Origin of the sequence: Frigidibacter albus (genome assembly GCF_009908165.1) — a bacterium.
Taxonomy (GTDB): Bacteria; Pseudomonadota; Alphaproteobacteria; order Rhodobacterales; family Rhodobacteraceae; genus Frigidibacter; species Frigidibacter albus.
This window is the reverse complement of sequence record NZ_JAAAUC010000004.1, coordinates 325,474-345,932: the sequence shown is the minus strand read 5'-3', so window position 1 is coordinate 345,932 and position 20,459 is coordinate 325,474. Positions and strand designations below refer to the sequence as shown.

Sequence of the window (20,459 nt, the reverse complement as noted above, 5' to 3'; positions counted from 1 at the left end):
GTGTTGGTGGCCCTCGCAAGGGGATGCCTGTCGGCCAAGGGGGAACCCCCAAGGCAAAGGACAACGCCCTTCGAACCAAAAAACGCCGCCGGCCTGCCCGGGGGCACCAAGAACAACAACGAAGGAGATCAGCGGTGACCAAACGCACCTCTGCCAAGTACAAACTCGACCGCCGCATGGGCGAGAACATCTGGGGCCGTGCCAAATCCCCGGTGAACAAGCGTGAATACGGCCCGGGCCAGCATGGCCAGCGCCGCAAGAACAAGCTGTCGGACTTCGGCACCCAGCTGCGCGCCAAGCAGAAGCTGAAAGGCTACTACGGCGACCTGACCGAAAAGCAGTTCCGCAAGATCTTTGGCGAGGCCGAGCGCGTCAAGGGCGACACCGGCGAGAACCTGGTGGGTCTGCTGGAGCGGCGTCTGGATGCGGTGATCTACCGCGCCAAGTTCGTTCCGACCATCTTTGCCGCCCGTCAGTTCGTGAACCACGGCCACGTCACCGTGAACGGCCAGCGCGTCAACATCGCGTCGTTCCGGGTGAAAGAGGGCGACGTGATCGCCGTCCGTGACCGCTCGCGCCAACTGGCGATCGTGCTGGAATCGGTGAGCCTGACCGAGCGCGACGTGCCGGACTATCTGGAAGCCGACCACTCGAAGATGACCGCCACCTTCGTCCGTACCCCCTCGCTGGCCGATGTGCCCTATGCGGTGGTGATGGAACCGAACCTCGTGGTCGAATACTACGCCAAGAACTGATGCGGGCAGGCGCTTCGGCGCCGTCCCGTCAGCCTCACACGAAAGGGCCGCGGCGCAAGCCGGCGGCCCTTTTGCCATGCCGGGGGTCGGAGTCGCGGGTGCAGCAACATGCTGCTGGCATTGGCCCCCCCGGGCGGCTAGAAAGCCGGAAGTTTCGGAGTGTTCACCATGTCAGATCAGATCCGCCCGCAGCCCGGCATTCTTGATATCGCGCTTTATGCAGGCGGGGCTGGCCATGTGGCAGGCCTCTCCGATGCGATCAAGCTGTCCTCGAACGAGAATCCGTTCGGTGCCTCGGAAAAGGCCAAGGACGCGTTCCTGCGGTCGGTCCACAAGCTGCACCGCTATCCCAACACCGACCATGCCAGCCTGCGCGCCGCGATTGGCGAGGTCCACGGGCTCGATGCCGCGCGGATCATCTGCGGGGTCGGCAGCGACGAGATCATCCACTTCCTGTGCCAGGCCTATGCCGGGCCGGGGGATGAGGTGGTGTTCACCGAACATGGCTTCCTGATGTACCGCATCTCGACCATGGCCGCCGGCGCGACGCCGGTCGAGGTGCGTGAGCGCGAGCGGGTGACGGATGTCGATGCGATCCTGGCCGCCTGCGGGCCGGCCACAAAGCTGGTGTTCATCGCCAACCCCAACAACCCTACCGGCACGATGATCGGCCTGTCCGAGATCGAGCGGCTGGCCGACGGGCTGCCGCCGCAGGCGATCCTGGTGCTGGACGGGGCCTATGCCGAATATGTGGCGGGCTATGATGGCGGTGCCTGGCTGGCGACGACGCGGCCCAATGTGGTGATGACGCGGACCTTCTCGAAGATCTACGGGCTTGGCGGGCTGCGGATCGGCTGGGGCTATGGGCCCAAATCCATCATCGACGTGCTGAACCGCATCCGCGGGCCCTTCAACCTGTCCACCGCGCAGCTGGAGGCGGCCGAGGCTGCGGTGCGCGATCAGGACTGGGTGGATCGCTGCCGGGCGGACAATACGCGGCTGCGGGCCTGGATGGCCGAGGCGCTGGCGGAAAAGGGTGTGCCGTCAGACACTTCCACAGCGAACTTCATCCTTGCCCGCTTTGCCGATGAGGCCGAGGCCGCCGCCTGCGACACCTGGCTGCAAAGCCAGGGGCTGATCGTGCGTCGGGTGTCGGGCTACAAGCTGCCGAATTGCCTGCGCATCACCGTAGGCGATGAAGCCAGCTGCCGGCGGATTGCCCATGCCATCGGCCAGTTCAAGGCGCTGGCCAAGCCGCGCCCTGACCCCGAGACAGGGGCGGCGGAAGGCGGGGCTGCATGATCTATGACCGGGTGGCGCTGATCGGGCTGGGGCTGATCGCCTCGTCGATGGCGCATGCGATGCGGGCGCATGGGTTGGCGGGGCGGATCGTGGGCCATGCGCCGAGCGCGGAAAGCCGGGCCGCGGCGCTGGCGATCGGGTTTTGCGACGAGGTGTTCGCCACGGCCGCCGAGGCGGTGCAGGGCGCGGATCTGGTGGTGCTGTGCGTGCCGGTGGGGGCCATGGGCTCGGTCGCGGCCGAGATCGGCCCGCACCTGAAGCCGGGGGCGACGGTGACGGATGTGGGGTCGGTCAAGCAGGCGGTGATCGCCGCTGTGGCGCCGCATCTGCCCGAGGGCGTGGATTTCGTGCCGGGTCACCCGATTGCCGGGACCGAGCATTCCGGGCCCTATTCGGGCTTCGCCGGCCTCTTCCGCAACCGCTGGTGGCTGCTGACGCCGCTGCCGGGGGGCGACCCTGCCGCCACGGCGCAGCTGCGCGGACTGTGCGAGGGCATGGGCGCCAATGTCGATGAGATGGAGGCGGAGCATCACGACCTGGTGCTGGCCGTCACCAGCCACACTCCGCACCTGATCGCCTATACGATGGTGGGGGTGGCCGACGATCTGGCCCGCGTCACCGACAGCGAGGTGGTGCAGTATTCTGCCGCGGGCTTCCGCGACTTCACCCGCATCGCCGCCAGCGACCCGACGATGTGGCGCGACGTGTTCCTGACCAACAAGGACGCGACGCTGGAGATTCTCGGCCGGTTCACCGAAGAGCTGTTCGCGCTGCAACGCGCGATCCGCACCGGCGATGGCGAGATGCTGTTCGACTATTTCACCCGCACCCGCGCGATCCGCCGCGGCATCATCGAGGCGGGACAGGATACTGCTGCGCCGGATTTCGGCCGCAGCAAGGCCGGCAGATGAAGCTCGCGGCGCGGGCGCTGCTGGCCGCGCTTTTGATGCTGGGGCAGGTGAGCGGCGCGTGGGCCGAAGCGCCCGCTGCCGCGCCGCGCCCGCTGCCGCGGCCTGTGGCCGCGCCTGTGACGGCGCCCGTCGCCGCCGAGGCCGTCTTGAAAGCTGTCGAAGCGACCGTGCGACGGCCCAAGCCGCGGCCGGGAACGACGGCTGTCGCGGTGGCGGCCCCGGCTGGCCCCGCTCTGCCGGGGCTGCGGCCACGCCCGCGACCGGTGGCGGCGCTGCGCACCGAGGTGGTGCAGGTCTCGTCCGCGACCATCGCCTATGCGCCGACGAGTGCCCGGCCCGAACCGCGGCCCGAGAACCTGCAGCGCCGGTCGGCCGTCGCCGCGGCGGGCTTCCGCACCCAGCCGGTGCCCGAGGCGACCACGGGGCGCAAGGGATCGGTCTGCGGCAATCCGGGCATTCGCGGCACCACCATTCCGCCGATCAAGGCGCAGGTGCAGGGCTGCGGGCTGAAGGACGGGGTGATGGTGACGTCGGTTTCCGGCGTGAAGCTGTCGATGCCCGCGACCATCGACTGCGCCACCGCGGTGGCGCTGAACCGCTGGGTGGAGCGGGGGGTGAAGCCCGCCGTCGGTCGGCTGGGGGGCGGCGTCACCCAGTTGCAGGTGGCGGGGCATTACACCTGCCGTCCGCGCAACAACCAGCGCGGCGCCAAGATTTCCGAGCATGGGCGCGGCAAGGCCATCGACATTTCGGCGGTGACGCTGGCCAATGGCGTGTCGATCACCGTGCTGAAGGGCTGGAACGAGCGCGAGCACGGCAAGATCCTGAAGGCGATGCACAAGGCCGCCTGCGGGCCGTTCGGCACGGTTCTGGGGCCGAACGCGGATGTCTATCACCGCGACCACCTGCATCTGGATACGGCAGCGGGTCGCCGGACCGCGTACTGCCGCTAAATCCGGGGTGCGATGCCGATGGGCAGCGGGCCAAGCGTGATCCACCCGCCGGACAGCACCAGCGGCACCTGCAGGCGGTCCGGATCGGTGCCCGAGACCGCGGCCAATTGCTCCAGCGCGGCGGCGTAGGTCGGTGCGAGTTCCGCGCGGACCAGCCCCGTGGCGACGGCCAGCGCCAGGATCTCGCGCCAGTGATCCGCGTCGATCTCGATCCGGCCCTGCAGACGGCCATCGCCGCCGCGGGTAAGCTGGCCACTGGCGGTCAGGGACAGATCGCCCCAGCGCAGCGACAGATCGCGCAGGTCCAGCGCCACCGGGCGCGGCGGGGCGCTGGCGGCGTGACGGTCCAGCGGCCGGTCGAGGGTGAGGGCGGCGTTGAGGCGCAGCCAGTCCATCGCCTCGGGCAGCGTGCCCTCGGGATCGGCCGCGGCGCGCAGGCCGGGGGAGAGGGTCAGCCCCAGCAGTTCGGCCCCAAGGTCATGCACAAGGCGGCCCGCATCTGTTGCGCGGGTGGCCAGCCGTGCCTCGGTCAGGCGGACGCCAAGGTCGGCGCCTGCGCTGATGGCGAGATCCTCGGCGACGAGAACGGTGCGGTCCAGCGGCAGGTCGGCACTGACCCCGACCACGGCCGAGGCGCGCATGTCGGTGCTGGTGATCGTCAGCGGCAGGCCGTTGAGCGTCAACGTCTGTTCGTTCGGCCAGACCGCGATCAGATGGGTGGGGCGGTAGGCGAGCATGAACAGCTGCACGAAGGGGGCGGACCATTCGACGGCGCCGCTGCGCAGGGCCACGGGTTCCACCGTCAGATCGAAGCGGCTGGGAAAGCCGTGCAGCGTGATCTCGGCCGGGCCGGCGATGCCCTGGGCTTGCAGATCGGCCAACGCCGCCTCGGCCCCGCGCCGCATGGCGGTGGAGCCGGCGACCCAGTAGCCGCCGTAAAGCACGGCCGCCGCCGTGGTGATCCAGAGAAGCGCGCGCATCAGCCGGGGCCTTTCCTGTGCCGTTGCGCTGGTGTTTACAGGGGGGCGGGCGCAGGGGCCAGAGCGGAGGGCATCACATGTGGGTATTCGGCTACGGCTCGTTGATCTGGCAGCCCGAATTTCCGGTGGCCGAGGCGGTGGCGGCGCGGCTGGAGGGGTGGCACCGCAGCTTCTGCATGCGGTCGATCCATCACCGCGGCAGCGAGGCGGCGCCGGGGCTGGTGCTGGCGCTGGATGCGGCGGAGGGGGCGGCCTGCCTTGGGGTCGCGTTCCGGGTGGAGCCGGGCTCCGAAGCCGGGACGCTGGCAATGCTGCGGGAACGCGAGCTGGTAAGCTCGGCCTATCTGGAGCGGATGCTGGAGGTGGCGCTGACCGACGGGCGGACCGTGGAGGCGTTGGCCTATGTGATCGACCCCGCGCATGCCCAGTATTGCGGCGGCCTGCCGCTGGAGGAGCAGGCGCAGATCATCGCAAAGGCGCAGGGCGGGCGCGGGCCGAACCGCGACTATCTGTGGAATACCGCCGCGCATCTGGACCAGCTGGGGCTGGGGGATCCCGACCTTGACTGGCTGGCGGCGCGGGTGCGGGCACTTGCGCAACGGTGATCGCCGCGGGAATGCTGCACTGCCGATAACGGTTGGCACTGGCCGCGGCGAACCCTATTGTCGCGCCAAGGCAGACAGTTGTCGGACCAAGGTGGACAGCTGGGCCAAGGTATACTGGCGGGAGACCTCATGCAGCAGCCCCATATCGACCGGGCCCCGCAGGGCAGGGGCCTGAAGGACCGGATCCTCAAACAGCCCGAGCCCTCGTTCTCGCAGCCGGTGCGGCAGGCCGTGCTGATGCTGATCGTGACCGGGCTGGTCTGTACCGGGGCGTTCCTGGCCTATACCTCCATCGCCTCGATCTTCGCCTCGAACCCCTGGCTGAACGGGCTGATCATCGGGGTGTTCGTGCTGGGGATCCTGGCCTGTTTCTGGCAGGTTGTGGTGCTGGCGCAATCGGTCAGCTGGATCGAGGGCTTTGCCGCCGGCAATCCCGGGCATGACTTCGCCGCGCCGCCGCGGCTGCTGGCGCCGCTGGCCGCGCTGCTGCGGTCCCGCGGGGCACGCGGGCAGATTTCCAACTCCTCGGCGCGGTCGATGCTGGAATCGGTCGAGGCGCGGATCGAGGAAGCGCGGGATATCACCCGCTATCTGGGCAACCTGCTGATCTTCCTGGGCCTTCTGGGCACCTTCTATGGCCTCGCGATCACCGTTCCGGCGGTGGTGGAGACGATCCGATCCTTGGCCCCGCAGGAGGGCGAGAGCAGCCTTGCGGTGTTCGACAAGCTGATGCGCGGGCTGGAATCGCAGCTTGGCGGCATGGGCACGGCGTTCTCCTCGTCGCTGCTCGGCTTGGCGGGATCGCTGGTGATCGGGCTTCTGGAGCTGTTCGCGGGCCACGGCCAGAACCGGTTCTACCGCGAGCTGGAGGAGTGGCTGTCCTCGATCACCAAGCTGAGCTTTGCCGGCCCGGATGGCGAGGGCGCCACCGATCAGGCCGCGATGGCGGCGATGATGGACCATATGGCCGAGCAGATGGAAGTTCTGCAGACGCTGGTCGCGCAGGCCGACGGGGGCCGCTCGGCCGTGGATGAGCGGCTGGCGATGCTGGCCGGATCGGTGGAGCGGCTGGCGCGGCAGATGGAGGCCAATGCCGGCACCGCCGCGCTGCTGGACCGGATTGCGGGCGGGCAGGAGCGGATGATCGCGGCGCTTGAGGCGCAGGCCGAGGCGGGCGGACAGGGCGCCGATGCCGAAAGCCGGATGCGGCTGCGGTCGATCGACGTGCAGATGCTGCGGCTGCTGGAAGAGGTGGCCGCCGGGCGGCAGGAATCCATCGGCGAGTTGCGCGGGGATCTGGCGGCTTTGACCCGGGCGGTGCGCGGGCTGGCCGATCCTGCCCATGTGACCGGGCGGAGGGGCTGAGATGGCGCTGTCGCGGCGCAGCGGGCGGGGGCCGTCGAATATCTGGCCCGGTTTCGTCGATGCGGTGACGACGCTGCTGATGGTGCTGATGTTCATCCTGACCATCTTTACCGTCGTGCAATCGGTGCTGCGCGACCAGATCAGCAGCCAAAGCACGGAACTGGACGAGTTGGCGGCGCAGGTCGCGGGCCTTGCCGATGCGCTGGGGCTGGAGCGGGCGCAGGTGGCGCAGCTGCAGGCCGGGCTGGCGGCGGCGGGGGATGCGGCGGCGGCGCAGGAGACGCTGATCGCGTCCTTGCGGGGCCAGATCGAGGACCGCACCGCAGAGCTTGGCGCGGCCGAGAGCCGTATCACCAGCTTCGAGGCGCAGGTGGCGGCGCTGATCGCCGACCGGGACCGTGCGCTTGGGCAGGTGGCCGAGCTGGACGCGGCGCAGGCGGAATTGCTGAGCGAGCAGGAGGCGCTGAACCTCGCGCTGGCCGCGGCGCGGGATGAGACGGATGCACAGGCCGAGGCGGCGCGGCTGGCCGCGGCCCGGCGCGAGGCGCTGGAGGCGCTGATTGCCGATCTGCGGAACCGGACCGCGACGGCGGAGGCTGCGGCTTCGGCGGCGCAGGTGCAGATTTCCGAGGCCGAGGCCGCGCAACTCGCCGATGCCGCCGCCGCCGAGGCGCTGCGCGCGCGGCTGCAGAATGCCGATGCCGAACTGACGGCGATGACGCTGGCGCTGGAGGAACAGCGGCAACGGGCCGAGGACACGCTGACCCTGCTGGCCGCGGCCGAGGCGGCGAAGCGCGACCTCGACCTGCAGCTGGCCGAGGTGGCGGAGACGACCACCGAGGCGGAGCGGCAGGCGGCGCTGCTGGCTGTGGCGCAGGCCGAACTGGCCGAGGCGCGCGATGTGTCGGCCGACGGCCAGCGGCAGATCGCGGTGCTGAACGAACAGCTGGCGGCGATGCGCGGCCAGCTTGGGGCGCTGCAGGACCTGCTCGATGCCTCGGCCGCGCGCGACAGCGATGCCTCGGTGCAGATCGAGACGCTTGGCGGCCAGCTGAACTCCGCGCTGGCGCAGGTCGCCGCCGAACAGCGCCGCCGCGCCGAGCTGGAGGAGGCGGAGCGCAAACGGCTGGAGGCGCAGGCGCAGGATCTGGAGCGCTACCGGTCGGAATTCTTCGGGCGGCTGTCGCAGCTGCTGGAGGGCCGCGAGGGGGTGCGGGTGGTCGGCGACCGCTTCGTGTTCTCCTCCGAGGTGCTGTTCCGCACCGGGTCTGCCGATCTGGCGGTCGAGGGCCGGGCGCAGATCGCCGGGGTGGTGGCGATCCTGAACGAGGTGGCGGGGGAGATCCCGGCAGAGCTTGACTGGATCATCCGGGTGGATGGCCACACCGACAATGTGCCGCTGTCGGGCCAGGGTGAGTTCGGCGACAACTGGGAGCTGAGCCAGGCGCGCTCGCTGTCGGTGGTGCGCTACATGATCGACGGGCTGGGGTTCCCGCCCTCGCGGCTGGCGGCCACGGGGTTCGGGGAGTGGCGGCCTGTGGTGGAGGGGGATAGCCCCGAGGCCCGGGCGGCGAACCGGCGGATCGAGCTGAAGCTGACAGAGCGGTAACGCAGTGACCCTGCGCGAAAATCTGCCGTGCGCAACGCCCTAAACGGCTGAATGACGCTGATCCTGCATGGGCAACCCGTCAATGGGTTGACCCGACAGCGCCCTGCGCTCAACCTATAGATGAGATTCAATGGTGTTGCGACGTTTCGCGCGCCAAGTCCCAGTGCCCCCCGAGAGTTATCTCTTTTCACATCTCGCGAGAGGTCAACGTGATCCTATCGAAAGTTAAAGACAGGGCTCAGGCCCTTGGCTACGCCATTCAATCGAAACGCGCTGTCGCCCGGGGGCAAACTGTCGTTGCTCACCACGGTATTCAGCGCAGCGGATCGAACTACCTGCTCATGTGTTTGCGCAGCCTTCGGGTCCCGGTAATCAATTCGATCGATCCGGACCGCAGCAAGCCGAGCCACAAGCACTTTCGCTGGCAGGCTGACAAAAGCACCATCCTCGATCAGATCAGGGACGAGTATGGAAATGACCTTGTCGCTTCGTCGCTGACGGAAATCGAGGCGTTCGCGCGGTATCCGGCCCGTTGCCGGCATATCGTGATCCGCAAGGACGAAGCAGGGTGGCTGAAGTCGATCATGAACTGGGGACTGAGTTGCCAGTGGTTTGCGGACAAGTCCGAAGCCATGCAGGCGGCCCCTGAGCTTCTCGCAGACTTCCGGGCATATTATGGGGTCTGGCAGGGTCTGGCGGATGAAAATCCGGACTATGTCCGCATCCTGCGGTTCGAGGATATCATCGCGCGACCGACACTGCTTGGTGAAATCCTTGAAGCGTTGGATGTGCCGTTTGATGCGCAGAACTTCTCGGGCCGATTTGATGAAGTTCCGCGGTCTCCCAGGGCGCGTCAGCAAATCGTATCCGCGTCCGACATTGCAGGTCTGGGTTTGGCGGCTTTGGATGCATCGGAGCAAGGGCGCGGCACAAGGCATTAGCCCTTCCGCCAGGCGGTTGTCCTTGGGCGGCCGCCGAGGGGCCGCGGAAGTGCCGAGCGGTCCCACCCCTGGTATGCTGTTAGCCGGAATTGAAGGCCCGTAGCGGAGGGCCCTAAAGCAAAACCCCCGCCACTGGCGGGGGTCTGCGTCTTGTCTTACTCCGCCGTCAGCAGCGGCGGCTTTTGCCCGGTCAGCCTTGGTTTCACCGGCTCGGAGATGTCGAGCACGATGCCGCCATCGCGCACACCGACGCGGACCACGCCGCCCTTGGTCAGCTTGCCGAACAGCAACTCTTCCGCCAGCGGTTTCTTGATGTGCTCCTGGATCACCCGGCCGAGGGGGCGGGCGCCCATCTTGTCGTCATAGCCCTTTTCGGCCAGCCAGGCGGCGGCTTCCGGGGTCAGTTCGATATGCACATGCCGGTCGATCAGCTGGGCCTCGAGCTGCAGCACGAACTTGTCGACCACCTGCATGATCACCTCGCGCGGCAGCGGGGCGAAGCTGATGACCGCATCGAGACGGTTGCGGAACTCGGGCGTGAAGGTGCGCTCGATGGCGGCGGTATCCTCGCCGGTGCGACGCTCGCGCCCGAAGCCGATGGCGGATTTGGACATTTCCGACGCGCCGGCATTCGAGGTCATGATCAGGATCACGTTGCGGAAATCCACCGTCCGGCCGTTATGGTCGGTCAGCTTGCCGTGGTCCATCACCTGCAGCAGGATGTTGTAGACGTCCGGATGCGCCTTTTCCATCTCGTCCAGCAGCAGCACGCAATGCGGATGCTGGTCGATGCCGTCGGTCAGCATTCCGCCCTGGTCGAAGCCGACATAGCCGGGAGGCGCGCCGATCAGGCGGCTGACCGCGTGTTTCTCCATGTATTCCGACATGTCGAAGCGCAGCAGTTCCACCCCGAGGCTGTCGGCCAGTTGCTTGGCCACCTCGGTCTTGCCGACGCCGGTGGGGCCGGCAAACAGGTAGTTGCCGATCGGCTTTTCGGGCTCGCGCAGGCCGGCGCGGGCCAGCTTGATCGCCGAGGCCAGCGCCTCTATCGCCTTGTCCTGCCCGAAGACCACCCGTTTCAGGGTCTTTTCCAGATCGCGCAGCACCTCGGCATCGTCCTTCGACACGTTCTTGGGCGGGATGCGGGCGATGCGGGCCACGACGGCCTCGATCTCCTTGGATCCGATGGTCTTGCGGCGCTTGCTGTCGGCCAAGAGATGCTGGGCCGCGCCCGCCTCGTCGATCACGTCGATGGCCTTGTCGGGCAGCTTGCGGTCATGGATGTAGCGCGCCGCCAGTTCCACCGCCGACTTGATCGCGTCATGGGTGTAGCGGATGTCGTGATGCTCCTCGAAATAGGGCTTGAGGCCCATCAGGATCTTGACGGTGTCATCGACCGAAGGCTCGTTCACGTCGATCTTCTGGAACCGGCGGGCGAGGGCGCGGTCCTTTTCGAAGTGCTGGCGGAACTCCTTGTAGGTGGTGGAGCCCATGCAGCGCAGCTTGCCGCCCTGCAGCGCGGGCTTCAGCAGGTTGGAGGCATCCATCGCCCCGCCCGAGGTGGCGCCGGCGCCGATCACGGTGTGGATCTCGTCGATGAACAGGATCGCGTCGGGGTGATCCTCCAGCTCTTTCACCACCGCCTTCAGCCGTTCCTCGAAATCGCCACGATAGCGGGTGCCGGCCAGCAGCGCGCCCATATCGAGCGAGTAGATGGTGGCGCCCGACAGGATGTCGGGGGTCTGGCCGCGGGTGATCTTCAGCGCGAGCCCCTCGGCGATGGCGGTCTTGCCGACGCCGGGATCGCCGACCAGCAGCGGGTTGTTCTTGCGGCGGCGGCACAGCACCTGGATGCAGCGTTCCACCTCCTGCTCGCGGCCGATCAACGGATCGACCTCGCCCTTGCGGGATTTGGCGTTGAGATCGACGCAGTATTTGGCCAGCGCGGATTCCTTGGCATCGCCGCCACCCGAGGGGGCTGCGCTGCCGGTGCTGCCGGTTTCCGCCTCATCCTCGGTCGCGCCGGTGATCGGGCGGCTTTCGCCGAAGGATGGGTTCTTCGCGACGCCGTGGGCGATGAAGTTCACCGCGTCATAGCGCGTCATGTCCTGCTCTTGCAGGAAATAGGCGGCGTTGGATTCGCGTTCGGCAAAGATCGCCACCAGCACATTGGCGCCGGTCACTTCGGTGCGGCCCGAGGATTGCACGTGGATCGCCGCGCGCTGGATCACGCGCTGGAAGGCGGCGGTCGGCACTGCCTCGGAGCCCTCGACATCGGTGACGAGGGTGGAGAGGTCATCGTCGATGAACTCCACCAGCGTGCGGCGAAGGTCGTCGAGATCGACGTTGCAGGCCCGCATCACCTTGGCGGCGTCGGGTTCGTCGATCAGCGACAGGAGCAGATGTTCAAGCGTCGCAAGCTCGTGCCGGCGTGCATTGGCAAGCGCCAGGGCGGCATGGATGGCCTGTTCGAGTGTGTTCGAAAACGACGGCACGTGCGTGCTCCTTTCCTCAGGGTCGGAAGGGGGCGGAGCCCCGAGGGACATGTCCCTGCCGACCGTGGCCTCATGGTCTTAAAGTTCGGTGGAAATCGCCGGGCTTCAAGTCTTATTTCGAAGATTTGGTCTGTGGCCTTCGCACAGACGCAAAATGTGAACAGATTGCGACGATCCGTTCGTGCCCGCATCGCCAACCCGGCGACAAAAGCGTCAGAAGCGGTCCTTGGCAGCGCGGATCGCGCCGAAAACCGCGGCATCTTCTGCACCGGCCAGTCCAAGCGCGGATTTCACCGCGGCATGTCCCGCCCGCAAGAAGGGGTTGGTTTCAAGTTCCTCGCCCAGCATCGAGGGCACGGTGGGCCGCCCCTCGGCCCGTGCAGCCTCGATGGCTGCGATGCGGGATATAAGCGCGGGATTGCCGGGTTCAATGGTGCGGGCAAAGCGGGCGTTGCCGGCGGTGTATTCATGGCCCGAGCAGACGGTGGTTTCGGGCGGCAGCGCGGCGAGGCGCGACAGGCTGGCCCACATCATCGGCGCCGTTCCCTCGAACAGCCGCCCGCAGCCAAGCGCCATCAGGCTGTCGCCGGTGAAGACCATCGCGGCGGCAGGCAGGTGATAGGCGACATGGCCGACGGTATGGCCGGACACGTCGATCACATCGGCGCGGGTGCCGCAGAGGGTGAACTGCTCGCCCGGGGCCACGGCCCTGTCCAGCGGCGGAAGGCGGTGCGCGTCGGCGGCGGCGCCGGTGACGCGGGCGCCGGTGGCGGCGACCATCTCGGGCACGCCCTGGATGTGGTCGGGGTGGTGATGGGTCAGCACGATGTCGGTCAGGCTCCAGCCGTGATCCGCCAGCGCGGCAAGGATCGGCGCGGCTTCGGGCACGTCGAAGCAGGCGGTTTCCCGCGTCTCGGCGTTGTGGACGAGGAAGGCGTAATTGTCGGAAAGGCAGGGGATGGTGACAAGCTGCAGCATGGCGTTCCTCTGGGATCCGGGTATGGTGAGGGCCGACTTTGCCCAACGGAGCCGGCCGGCGCAATGCATCTTGATGTTCTGGACCTGCGCAATTTCTATTACCGCACGCAGCTGGGGCGGGTGGCGCAGAAGGCGATCCGCGACCAGATGGTCGCGCTCTGGCCCGAGGCACAGGGGCAGACCGTGGCGGGCTTCGGGTTCGCGGTGCCGCTGCTGCGCCCCTACCTGTCGACCGCGCGGCGGGTGATCGGGCTGATGCCGGCGCCGCAGGGGGTAATGCCCTGGCCGGCGGGTTTGGCCAATGTGTCGGTGCTGTGCGAAGAGGTGCAATGGCCGCTGGAGACGGGGATGGTCGACAAGCTGGTGCTGATGCACGGGCTGGAGACATCCGAGCATCCGACGGCGGTGCTGGAGGAGTGCCGGCGGGTGCTGGGGCCGGGGGGGCGGGCGATCTTCATCGTGCCGAACCGGGCCGGGCTCTGGGCGCGGCGGGACGTGACGCCCTTCGGCTTTGGACGGCCCTATACGCTGGGGCAGCTCGATGCGCAGCTGCGCCGGGCCGGGTTCGTGCCCGAGCGGCATCTGGCGGCGCTCTATATCCCGCCGACCAGCCGGCGGTTCTGGCTGCGGTCGGCCCCGATGTGGGAGCGGATGGGGACCAGGATCAGCTCTGCCCTCGCCGGCGGGGTGCTGATGATCGAGGTCTCCAAGCAGGTCTATGCGCCGACGCGGCCGGGGCTGGCGGCGGCGGTGCGGCGGCCCTTGCGGGTGCTGGAGGGGGCCGCGCAGCCGGTGCCGGGGACGGTCGCGGGCGCCTTGCCGAGCGCGTAGGGCCGGGGGCCTGACGCGCGGCCGGACCTTTGCGGCGCTGCGCATGCGAGGTGAATCGCCGCAGTGCGGCGCGGGCCGCATCAGGCGGACGCTGCAAGAATATCGACCCCTGCCGGGGTGTTAGCGCACAACACCCCCGTTTTATTTTACACCTTTTTGCTGACCCCCGGCCAAGTCCCAGACAAATCGACGTTTTTGGCCGATGCCGGGACGCTCTTGGCGGTTGCGACACGGGCTTTGCTCTGCTAAACCCGCGCCGAATTTGGGTGTGTGGCGGAACTCCGCGCAGACCACGGGTCGCCCTCTACCTGCAGGGAGCAGGTCCGGGGCAAAGACATCGGAAGGGTGGACGTGTCCGAACCAGCTTCTATCTCCGCAAACATCGCCGGGCGCTATGCGACGGCCGTTTTCGACCTTGCGAAGGAAGGCGGCAGCCTTGCGACGCTGGAGGCCGACGTTTCGGCACTTGGGGCTGCGCTGAAGGACAGCGCCGAATTCCGCGACCTGATCGTATCGCCGGTCTACAGCCGCGACGAGCAGGCGCGCAGCATCGCCGCCATCGTGGCGAAGATGGGCCTGTCGCAGCTGATGGCCAACACGCTGGCGCTGATGTCGGCCAAGCGCCGGCTGTTCGTGCTGCCGCAGCTGGTCACGGCGCTGAAGGACCGCATCGCCGCCGAGAAGGGCGAAGTGACCGCGGATGTGACCGCGGCCTCGCCGCTGTCGGCCGCGCAGTCCGAACGCCTTGCAGCCGCACTTTCCAAAACGGTCGGCAAGACCGTCATCCTGAACACGGCCGTCGATGAAAGCCTCATCGGTGGTCTTATCGTCAAGGTTGGCTCGAAGATGATCGACACGTCGGTCGCCTCGAAGCTCGCCTCTCTCCAGCATGCCATGAAAGAGGTCGGATAATGGGAATCCAAGCAGCCGAGATCTCTGCGATCCTCAAGGAGCAGATCAAGAACTTCGGCCAGGACGCCGAAGTTGCCGAAGTGGGCCGCGTGCTCAGCGTCGGTGACGGGATCGCACGGGTCCACGGGCTCGACAATGTCCAGGCCGGCGAGATGGTCGAATTCCCCGGCGGTATCCGCGGGATGGCGCTGAACCTCGAGGTCGACAACGTCGGTATCGTGATCTTCGGCTCGGACCGCGACATCAAGGAAGGCGATGTCGTCAAGCGGACCCAGTCGATCGTGGACGTGCCGGTAGGCAATGGCCTGCTGGGCCGCGTCGTCGACGCACTTGGCAACCCGATCGACGGCAAGGGCCCGATCGTCTCGACCGAGCGCCGCGTGGCCGACGTCAAGGCCCCGGGCATCATCCCGCGCAAATCGGTGCATGAGCCGATGGCGACCGGCCTGAAATCGGTCGACGCCATGATCCCGGTCGGCCGTGGCCAGCGCGAGCTGATCATCGGTGACCGCCAGACCGGCAAGACCGCCATCGCGCTCGACACGATCCTCAACCAGAAATCCTACAACGAAGCCGCCGGCGACGACGAGAGCAAGAAGCTCTACTGCGTCTACGTCGCCATCGGGCAGAAGCGCTCGACCGTGGCGCAGCTGGTGAAGAAGCTGGAAGAAAGCGGCGCGATCGCCTATTCGATCGTCGTGGCTGCCACCGCCTCGGACCCGGCGCCGATGCAGTTCCTGGCGCCCTATTCGGCGACCGCCATTGCGGAATTCTTCCGCGACAACGGCCGCCATGCCCTGATCATCTATGATGACCTTTCCAAACAGGCCGTCGCCTACCGCCAGATGTCGCTGCTGCTGCGCCGTCCGCCGGGGCGCGAGGCCTATCCGGGCGACGTGTTCTACCTGCACTCCCGCCTGCTGGAGCGGTCGTCGAAGCTGAACGAGGATTTCGGCTCGGGCTCGCTGACCGCCCTGCCGATCATCGAGACGCAAGCCGGTGACGTGTCGGCCTATATCCCGACCAACGTGATCTCGATCACCGACGGCCAGATCTTCCTGGAAACCGAGCTGTTCTATCAGGGCGTCCGCCCCGCCGTGAACACCGGTCTGTCGGTGAGCCGCGTCGGCTCTGCGGCCCAGACCTCGGCGATGAAGTCGGTGGCCGGCCCGGTGAAGCTGGAACTGGCGCAGTACCGCGAGATGGCGGCCTTCGCGCAGTTCGGGTCTGACCTCGACGCCTCGACCCAGCGGCTGCTGAACCGCGGCGCGCGCCTGACCGAGCTGATGAAACAGCCGCAATACTCGCCGATGACCAACGCGGAAATCGTGATCGTCATCTTCGCGGGCACCAAGGGCTATATCGACGGCGTCCCGGTCAAGGAAGTCGGCCGCTGGGAAGCGGGCCTGCTGTCCTATCTGCGCAACAACCGCAAGGACCTGCTGGACGACATCACCCGGAACGACCGTAAAGTTGCGGGCGATCTTGAAAAGTCGATCCGCGCTGCTCTCGACGAGTACGCGAAAACCTTCGCCTGAGCGGGGGAGAGGACAGGGTTATGCCTAGCCTTAAGGACCTGAAGAACCGGATCGGAAGCGTGAAATCCACGCGGAAGATCACGAAAGCGATGCAGATGGTCGCGGCCGCAAAACTGCGCCGTGCCCAGGAGGCCGCCGAGGCCGCGCGTCCCTATGCCGAGCGGATGAATGCCGTCGTCGCGGGGCTTGCCTCCTCGGTCGCCGGGTCCGAAGGCGCGCCGCGCCTTCTGGCCGGCACCGGCGCCGACAAGGTGCATCTGCTTGTCGTCATGACCTCGGAACGGGGTCTGTGCGGCGGTTTCAATACCGTCATCGTCCGGCTGGCCCGGGCGAGGATCAACGAATTGCTGGCGGCCGGAAAGACGGTGAAGATCCTCACCGTCGGCAAGAAGGGCCGCGAGCAGCTGAAGCGCGACTTTGGCCAGTACTTCATCGGCCATGTCGACCTGTCCGAGGTCAAGCGCATCGGCTATGACAACGCGCAGGGCATCGCCCGCGACATCCTCGCCCGCTTCACCGCGAACGAGTTCGATGTGGCGACGATCTTCTACAACCGCTTCCAGTCGGTGATCAGCCAGATCCCGACCGCGCAGCAGGTGATCCCGGCGGTGTTCGAAGGCGGGGCGGAAGCCTCGTCGCTTTATGACTACGAGCCTTCCGAGGAGGGTATCCTGGCCGATCTGCTGCCGCGCTCTGTCGCCACGCAGATCTTTACGGCGCTGCTGGAAAACGGGGCTTCGGAACAGGGTGCGCGGATGAGCGCGATGGACAATGCCACCCGCAACGCGGGCGACATGATCAACAAGCTGACCATCGTCTACAACCGCTCGCGCCAGGCCGCGATCACCACGGAACTCATCGAAATCATCTCGGGCGCCGAAGCGCTCTGACGGAACCGGAGAAACCACATGGCAAACGCAACTGGCAAAGTCACGCAGGTGATCGGCGCCGTCGTCGACGTGCAGTTTGAAGACAAACTGCCGGCTATTCTGAACGCCCTCGAAACCGTCAACAACGGCAAGCGCCTGGTTCTGGAAGTCGCCCAGCATCTGGGCGAGAACACCGTGCGGACCATCGCCATGGACGCCACCGAAGGCCTCGTGCGCGGCGCCCCGGTGACCGACCTTGAAATGCCGATCTCGGTTCCGGTGGGCGACGCGACGCTTGGCCGGATCCTGAACGTGATCGGCGAGCCGGTGGATGAAAAGGGCCCGGTCAACGCGACCGAAACCCGCGCCATCCACCAGCCGGCCCCGCTGTTCGACGAACAGTCCACCGAAAGCGTGGTTCTGGTCACCGGCATCAAGGTGATCGACCTGCTGGCGCCCTATGCCAAGGGCGGCAAGATCGGCCTGTTCGGCGGCGCCGGCGTGGGCAAGACGGTTCTGATCATGGAACTGATCAACAACATCGCCAAGGTGCACTCGGGGTATTCCGTGTTCGCCGGCGTGGGCGAGCGGACCCGTGAAGGGAACGACCTCTACCACGAGATGATCGAGTCGGGCGTTATCAACCCCGACGATCTGACGGCCTCCAAGGTGGCCCTTGTCTATGGCCAGATGAACGAGCCGCCGGGCGCCCGTGCCCGCGTCGCGCTGACCGGCCTGACCCTGGCCGAGCAGTTCCGCGACCAGTCCGGCACCGACGTGCTGTTCTTCGTGGACAACATCTTCCGCTTTACCCAGGCGGGTTCGGAAGTGTCGGCCCTGCTGGGCCGGATCCCCTCGGCCGTGGGCTATCAGCCGACGCTGGCGACCGACATGGGCGCCCTGCAAGAGCGGATCACCTCGACCAAGAAGGGGTCGATCACCTCGGTGCAGGCCATCTACGTTCCGGCCGATGACCTTACCGACCCGGCGCCTGCCGCCTCGTTCGCGCACCTCGATGCCACCACGGTGCTGTCGCGTGCGATCTCGGAACTGGGCATCTATCCGGCCGTCGACCCGCTCGACTCGACCTCGCGCCTGCTCGACCCGGCGGTGATCGGCGAAGAGCACTACAAGGTTGCCAACGACGTGCAGCAGATCCTTCAGCGCTACAAGTCGCTGCAGGACATCATCGCCATCCTCGGGATGGACGAGCTGTCGGAAGAGGACAAGCTGACCGTGACCCGCGCGCGGAAAATCCAGCGCTTCCTGTCGCAGCCCTTCGACGTGGCGAAGGTCTTCACCGGCGCCGACGGCAAGCAGGTTCCGCTGGAGGACACCATCAAGTCGTTCAAGGCGGTTGTGGCCGGTGAATACGACCACCTGCCGGAAGCGGCCTTCTACATGGTGGGCGGCATCGAAGAAGTGATCGCCAAGGCGCAGCGTCTCGCCGCCGAAGCGGCGTAAGGGGGCACAATGGCCGACACGATGCAGTTCGACCTCGTCTCGCCCGAACGGAAGCTGACTTCCGTTCAGGCGCGCGAGGTGCGCATTCCCGGTGCCGATGGCGATCTGACCGCCATGCCGGGCCATGCGCCGATGATCACGACGCTGCGGCCGGGCATCCTGACCGTGATTTCGGCCGAGGGCAGCACCGAGTATGCGGTGACCGGCGGCTTTGCCGAGATCACCGGCGACAGCGTGTCGGTGCTGGCCGAGCGCGGGTTGCCGACAACCGAGATGACCCAGGAAGTGTATACGACCATGGTCGTCGAAGCGAAGCGGCAGCATGAGAGTGCCCGCGAGGAAGCTGGCGAGGAAGCGGTGGAAGCCGCCGCCAAACTGCTGGCCGACATGGTGGCCATGGGCACGCATATCGGGCTCGACCCGAACCAAGCGTCGCTCTGACCTTGGCGAACGGTGTTTTTGCAAGGCCCCGGGAAACCGGGGCTTTGTGCTTTTCAGTGAAGCCTTTACACGTCAGACTTGCACAAAGAAGGCAGGGCGGGGGCGGTCGATGCGGCGACTGAGCAAGTTTCTCGTGGGGGTCGATCAGGGCTCCATCGTTCTGTTCTCCGACTACCAGCATGGCGGCGCGATGTGGACAGGCTCCGGCCCGCGCGAGCTGCGCCAGCTTGTGTCCTTCTCTGAGCGCTATTCCACGCCGCCTGCGGTGCAGGTGACGATCTCGATGTGGGATATGGACAAGAAGTCGAACCAGCGCGCCGACATTTCCGCCGACATGATCACGGAAGAGGGCTTTGCCGTGGTGTTTCGTACCTGGGGCGACACGCGGGTCGCCCGGGTGCGCGCCGACTGGCTGGCGATCGGCGAGCTGCCCAGTGACGATGACTGGGAAGTTCGCTGACCGCCACCAAGGCCCAGCTTTGGCTTTACCCGCGGGTGTAGAGGCCTTCGTAGATCGGCACGAGCGTGTCGGTCTCGAACAGCGAGGACACGCTGGTGCCGTTCCAGGTGTTCAGGATCGCCTGCGCGAACATCGGCGCGGTCGGCACGATGCGGATATTGGCGCAGGCCTTGACGGCGGCGGTCGGCTCGATGGAATCGGTGATCACCAGGTTCTTCATCACCGATTTGGAAATGCGCTCCACTGCCGGTCCCGACAGCACGCCGTGGGTGATGTAGCTGTGAACCTCGGTCGCGCCTGCTTCCATCAGCACCTCGGCGGCCTTGCACAGCGTGCCGGCCGTATCGCACATGTCATCGACGATGATGCAGGTCTTGCCCGCCACGTCGCCGATCACCGTCATGCCCGCCACTTCGCCGGCCTTCTCGCGCCGCTTGTCGACGATGGCCAGCGGCGCGTTGATCCGCTTGGCCAGTTCGCGTGCCCGCGCCACGCCGCCCACGTCGGGCGAGACGATCATCAGCTCGTCCATCCGGTTCTTGAAGTTGTGCTCGATATCCAGCGCGAAGATCGGCGCGGCATAGAGGTTGTCCACCGGGATGTCGAAGAAACCCTGGATCTGGGCGGCATGCAGGTCCAGCGTCAGCACCCGGTCGATCCCGGCCTCGGTGATGAGGTTGGCGACCAGCTTGGCCGAGATCGGGGTGCGGGCCTTGGAGCGGCGATCCTGCCTTGCATAGCCGAAATAGGGGATCACCGCGGTGATGCGCGCGGCCGAGGAGCGGCGCAGCGCATCGGTGATGATCAGCAATTCCATCAGGTTGTCATTGGCGGGGTTCGAGGTGGACTGCACGATGAACATGTCCTCGCCGCGGACATTCTCGAAAACCTCGACGAAGATTTCCTGGTCGTTGAACCTCTCGACCCTTGCGTCGACCAGCCCCACGGACATGCCGCGATGCATGGACATGCGGCGGGCGATGGAAGTCGCAAGCGATCGGTTGGCATTGCCGGAGATGATCTTCGGCTCGGTGATGACGGGCATTGGAG

Annotated in this window: 19 protein-coding genes; 15 read left to right on the top strand and 4 right to left on the bottom strand. The window is 66.9% G+C overall.

All coding sequences use genetic code 11. The features are described from left to right. Positions 1 to 134 precede the first annotated feature (134 nt). From rpsD to GVY41_RS08605, 4 genes are all read left to right on the top strand, one after another. The gene (gene rpsD / locus GVY41_RS08620; RefSeq protein ID WP_161344943.1) at positions 135 to 755 is read left to right on the top strand and encodes a 30S ribosomal protein S4; all 621 of its coding nucleotides are present in this window, start codon (positions 135 to 137) and stop codon (positions 753 to 755) included. A 168-nt stretch (positions 756 to 923) separates the two neighbouring features. Next, positions 924 to 2,057 carry a histidinol-phosphate transaminase gene (hisC, locus tag GVY41_RS08615; RefSeq protein ID WP_161344945.1) on the top strand — a complete coding sequence of 378 codons (1,134 nt, stop codon included), beginning with the start codon at positions 924 to 926 and terminating at the stop codon, positions 2,055 to 2,057. Then, positions 2,054 to 2,968: a prephenate/arogenate dehydrogenase family protein gene (locus tag GVY41_RS08610; protein WP_161344947.1), complete on the top strand. Its 915-nt coding sequence runs from the start codon at positions 2,054 to 2,056 to the stop codon at positions 2,966 to 2,968. Before hisC ends, GVY41_RS08610 begins: the two co-directional genes overlap by 4 nt. Further along, on the top strand, positions 2,965 to 3,921 hold the full coding sequence (locus GVY41_RS08605; protein WP_161344949.1) for an extensin-like domain-containing protein: 957 nt from the start codon (positions 2,965 to 2,967) through the stop codon (positions 3,919 to 3,921). Before GVY41_RS08610 ends, GVY41_RS08605 begins: the two co-directional genes overlap by 4 nt. Here GVY41_RS08605 and GVY41_RS08600 read toward each other — a convergent pair. Continuing rightward, positions 3,918 to 4,901: a DUF2125 domain-containing protein gene (locus GVY41_RS08600; RefSeq protein ID WP_161344951.1), complete on the bottom strand. Its 984-nt coding sequence runs from the start codon at positions 4,899 to 4,901 to the stop codon at positions 3,918 to 3,920. The genes GVY41_RS08605 and GVY41_RS08600 overlap by 4 nt on opposite strands. A 77-nt stretch (positions 4,902 to 4,978) precedes the next feature. Between GVY41_RS08600 and GVY41_RS08595 the strand changes: the two genes are divergently transcribed. The 4 genes from GVY41_RS08595 (at position 4,979) to GVY41_RS08580 (ending at position 9,421) form a co-directional block, all read left to right on the top strand. Next, positions 4,979 to 5,506, top strand: a complete 528-nt coding sequence (locus tag GVY41_RS08595) for a gamma-glutamylcyclotransferase (RefSeq protein WP_161344953.1) — start codon at positions 4,979 to 4,981, stop codon at positions 5,504 to 5,506. Positions 5,507 to 5,635: 129 nt separating this feature from the next. After that, the gene (locus GVY41_RS08590) at positions 5,636 to 6,871 is read left to right on the top strand and encodes a biopolymer transporter ExbB (RefSeq protein WP_373283282.1); all 1,236 of its coding nucleotides are present in this window, start codon (positions 5,636 to 5,638) and stop codon (positions 6,869 to 6,871) included. A 1-nt stretch (position 6,872) separates the two neighbouring features. Next, complete coding sequence (locus GVY41_RS08585) at positions 6,873 to 8,480, top strand: peptidoglycan -binding protein (RefSeq protein ID WP_161344955.1); 1,608 nt, start codon at positions 6,873 to 6,875, stop codon at positions 8,478 to 8,480. A 209-nt stretch (positions 8,481 to 8,689) separates the two neighbouring features. Then, entirely contained in the window at positions 8,690 to 9,421 is a 732-nt protein-coding gene (locus GVY41_RS08580) for a hypothetical protein (RefSeq protein WP_161344957.1), read from the top strand. Positions 9,422 to 9,576: 155 nt separating this feature from the next. Here the strand turns inward: GVY41_RS08580 and clpA are convergent, their stop codons facing one another. Further along, the gene (gene clpA / locus GVY41_RS08575) at positions 9,577 to 11,916 is read right to left on the bottom strand and encodes an ATP-dependent Clp protease ATP-binding subunit ClpA (RefSeq protein ID WP_161344959.1); all 2,340 of its coding nucleotides are present in this window, start codon (positions 11,914 to 11,916) and stop codon (positions 9,577 to 9,579) included. 213 nt (positions 11,917 to 12,129) lie between these two features. Then, entirely contained in the window at positions 12,130 to 12,894 is a 765-nt protein-coding gene (gene gloB / locus GVY41_RS08570; RefSeq protein WP_229725995.1) for a hydroxyacylglutathione hydrolase, read from the bottom strand. Positions 12,895 to 12,957: 63 nt separating this feature from the next. On the opposite strand from gloB, the gene GVY41_RS08565 reads away from it, so the two are divergent. The 7 genes from GVY41_RS08565 to GVY41_RS08535 all read left to right on the top strand — a co-directional run bounded on the left by GVY41_RS08565 (position 12,958) and on the right by GVY41_RS08535 (position 19,409). Next, positions 12,958 to 13,725 carry a class I SAM-dependent methyltransferase gene (locus tag GVY41_RS08565; RefSeq protein ID WP_161344963.1) on the top strand — a complete coding sequence of 256 codons (768 nt, stop codon included), beginning with the start codon at positions 12,958 to 12,960 and terminating at the stop codon, positions 13,723 to 13,725. A gap of 351 nt (positions 13,726 to 14,076) precedes the next feature. Further along, a complete protein-coding gene (locus tag GVY41_RS08560; protein WP_161344965.1) occupies positions 14,077 to 14,637 on the top strand; it encodes a F0F1 ATP synthase subunit delta in 561 nt (186 codons plus the stop codon). Beyond that, on the top strand, positions 14,637 to 16,175 hold the full coding sequence (atpA, locus tag GVY41_RS08555; protein WP_161344967.1) for a F0F1 ATP synthase subunit alpha: 1,539 nt from the start codon (positions 14,637 to 14,639) through the stop codon (positions 16,173 to 16,175). Before GVY41_RS08560 ends, atpA begins: the two co-directional genes overlap by 1 nt. A 20-nt stretch (positions 16,176 to 16,195) precedes the next feature. Further along, positions 16,196 to 17,065, top strand: coding sequence for a F0F1 ATP synthase subunit gamma (locus tag GVY41_RS08550; RefSeq protein WP_161344969.1), 870 nt, complete (start codon positions 16,196 to 16,198; stop codon positions 17,063 to 17,065). A gap of 18 nt (positions 17,066 to 17,083) precedes the next feature. Continuing rightward, entirely contained in the window at positions 17,084 to 18,508 is a 1,425-nt protein-coding gene (gene atpD, locus GVY41_RS08545) for a F0F1 ATP synthase subunit beta (RefSeq protein ID WP_161344971.1), read from the top strand. A gap of 9 nt (positions 18,509 to 18,517) precedes the next feature. Beyond that, positions 18,518 to 18,949, top strand: a complete 432-nt coding sequence (locus tag GVY41_RS08540; RefSeq protein WP_161344973.1) for a F0F1 ATP synthase subunit epsilon — start codon at positions 18,518 to 18,520, stop codon at positions 18,947 to 18,949. A gap of 109 nt (positions 18,950 to 19,058) precedes the next feature. After that, the gene (locus GVY41_RS08535) at positions 19,059 to 19,409 is read left to right on the top strand and encodes an H-type lectin domain-containing protein (RefSeq protein WP_161344975.1); all 351 of its coding nucleotides are present in this window, start codon (positions 19,059 to 19,061) and stop codon (positions 19,407 to 19,409) included. Positions 19,410 to 19,434: 25 nt separating this feature from the next. Here the strand turns inward: GVY41_RS08535 and GVY41_RS08530 are convergent, their stop codons facing one another. Continuing rightward, positions 19,435 to 20,454, bottom strand: coding sequence for a ribose-phosphate pyrophosphokinase (locus tag GVY41_RS08530; RefSeq protein ID WP_161344977.1), 1,020 nt, complete (start codon positions 20,452 to 20,454; stop codon positions 19,435 to 19,437). Positions 20,455 to 20,459 lie beyond the last annotated feature (5 nt).